This window comes from Ruegeria haliotis, assembly GCF_013377785.1.
In the GTDB taxonomy this organism is placed as follows: Bacteria; Pseudomonadota; Alphaproteobacteria; order Rhodobacterales; family Rhodobacteraceae; genus Ruegeria; species Ruegeria haliotis.
In genome coordinates, this window is record NZ_JABXWT010000049.1 from 1 (window position 1) to 2272 (window position 2272).

3 protein-coding genes are annotated in these 2272 nt (G+C 55.3%); 1 reads left to right on the forward strand and 2 read right to left on the reverse strand.

Annotated elements, in window-relative coordinates; translation table 11 throughout:
- Positions 1 to 451: 451 nt before the first annotated feature.
- Entirely contained in the window at positions 452 to 1297 is an 846-nt protein-coding gene (locus HW561_RS23200) for a DMT family transporter (RefSeq protein ID WP_176867752.1), read from the reverse strand.
- 129 nt (positions 1298 to 1426) lie between these two features.
- Between HW561_RS23200 and HW561_RS23205 the strand changes: the two genes are divergently transcribed.
- Positions 1427 to 1846 (forward strand): group II truncated hemoglobin, encoded by a 420-nt coding sequence (locus tag HW561_RS23205; protein ID WP_176867753.1) that lies wholly within the window; start codon positions 1427 to 1429, stop codon positions 1844 to 1846.
- Positions 1847 to 1889: 43 nt separating this feature from the next.
- Here the strand turns inward: HW561_RS23205 and HW561_RS23210 are convergent.
- Positions 1890 to 2272, reverse strand: a 383-nt coding sequence (locus HW561_RS23210; RefSeq protein WP_408015416.1) for a glutamine amidotransferase-related protein, incomplete at its 5' end; no start/stop codon positions are given.

Below are 2272 nucleotides of genomic sequence, written 5' to 3' on the forward strand. Positions count from 1 at the left end.
GCCTGCTGGCCAATACCCTCACCGCATGCAGCCGCGCAAATGACCTGCCAGAACCCGAAGGCCTGACCGCCTGAAGATGGCGTCGCGGTCTTACCGGATGGTGAGACTGCGGCCAATCGTTGTTGGCACTATGCCGGGCGCAACACGCGCCTGGCGATTGTTTTGATCGGTGAATCAGCATCAAACGCAGCGCGTGCACGGGCTTTCACGGCCATCGCTGCAGCAGTTGAATAGCTCCGATAGTATCTTTGCGATATTGGTGCTGCCGGATGTGCCAGAACACATCTCTTTGACGGCTCTGAGGGCGGACTTGTTACGGCACAAGGATTTGATGCGGCCGTGCGCGTGGTATTGTGCGGGGCCGGTACGACCGGGTGAGGTCGAATAGCCTAATCGACAGCGCGATTGCGGCGCATCGATTCCATAGTGCAGAACTGTCAGGCAGGTCGCTTCAGAGCGCCAGATAGCCGATACCCGCAAACGCAACGAAACATCCCAGCCATTGCCGTGGCACCATCTCTTCGTGCAATACGGCCCAGGCCAGCACAACTGTCAGCAATCCAAAAACTGATGCCGCGACCGAGGCAAATTGTGCATTCGGTAAGCCGCCCGCGGCGATCACGCTAAGGATGGCGACCGCATCCAGGACACCCATCACACATAAAAGAGGCAGGGCACGCGGCCCTGGCCAGATCGACCTGCGAAAAGCGAGCGCGATCACTCCAAGGGCAGAGATTGCCGCTAGTCGACCAACCAGAGAAACAGAGTACTCATTACTAAGCTCAGTTGCATATTGTCCTAGAGCAAAGGCGGCTGCGAATCCAACTGCCGCAATCAGTGACAGCACCGCCGTTGGACCAGCCGCTGGGTAAGCAGTTGTGTCGCGTTCAGATTTAGCAGCCACAATAGAAACACCGGCACCAATTGCTATGACAGCAAGCCAGTGCAGGGGGCTGACACTTGCACCGCGCCAGATGGCCAGTGAGACGGAAAGGATCGGATAACTTGAAACAAGCGGAGCAACCAGACGGACCGGACCGCGCTGAAAAGCAGCAAACATACTAATTCCTGCCAACAGATAACACCCACCCGCAGCAATAGCGCTAATCAAAGCCGTGCCAGGAATTGGGTCGAACTCACCCATCATCGCGACCAAACCAAGCTGAAGCACCGCACCTGAAACCAGCACAGCCATGAGCGAGGCAATCACGCTGACTGACTGGCTAACATAGCGCACTGCCAGATCGTGTATACCCCAGCAAAGTGCGGCCAACAGACCAAGCGCCAGAGCATTCATTCCACTGTCACCATCACTGGTTTCACCTAAATCCGTCTCTGAACATATCCACGTCAATATGTCACTGTTGATAAACTTATTTTCCTGTTATGCAATATTATAGGTGCCAGAGATACAGAAAGGCAGCACATGAAATCTGCGATAGAGCAACTCGGTGGTGAGACCCAACTGCGCGCTCTGGTCGAGCGTTTCTATGATCGAATGGAAACGGATCCGGCTGCGCATTCGTTACACAGGCTGCATTTTCGGGGACATGGGCTAAACCACACCAGACAGGCTCAGTTTGAATTTCTCTGCGGGTTTCTGGGTGGACGGGCTTATTATCGTGAACGTTTCGGCCATATGGACCTGCGCGAAATCCATGCGCATATCCCTATCCGAGAAGCCGATGCAGAACTTTGGCTGGACACCTTCGATGCGGCATTGGCAGATTGCGAGATGACCGGCCCGGTTATCGCCAAGATGCGCACGACCTTGCGCAGGGCTGCGCTCATGCTGGTCAATGACGTTCCAGATTGGCGGTTAGAAGCAGATGCGGGCCAGACGTAAAAGACGCTTTGCGGCCGTCACAGTATGTGTTCAACAGTTCTAATCAGAGCTGGCGCAGGTCAGTATAGAAGCCTGAGGTTATCCTGAACTGATCAGCAGAGATTTCGTCGCTGACGCATTCCATGGCCAGCGCCGTGTCAGCCGATCCCAGCCAGTCAACAGCGCATTGATGGTTGCCTTGATCCCCCATCCAGGCACTGATTGTGCCCTGAACAATTTCGGGATGAAACTGAACGCCCCACGAACGGTTCCCTATGCGTATGGCCTGTACCGCGCACCCGTCTGATCCTGTCAGAACAGTCGTGCCAGATGGCAAATCCTCAGCGCCAACTCCATACCACTTAAGCACAGGGAATTGCCGGGGCAGGGAGGCGAACAGAGGGTACTGACGGCTGTTGCAGTTCAGGATGATTGGTTGCGCTCTGT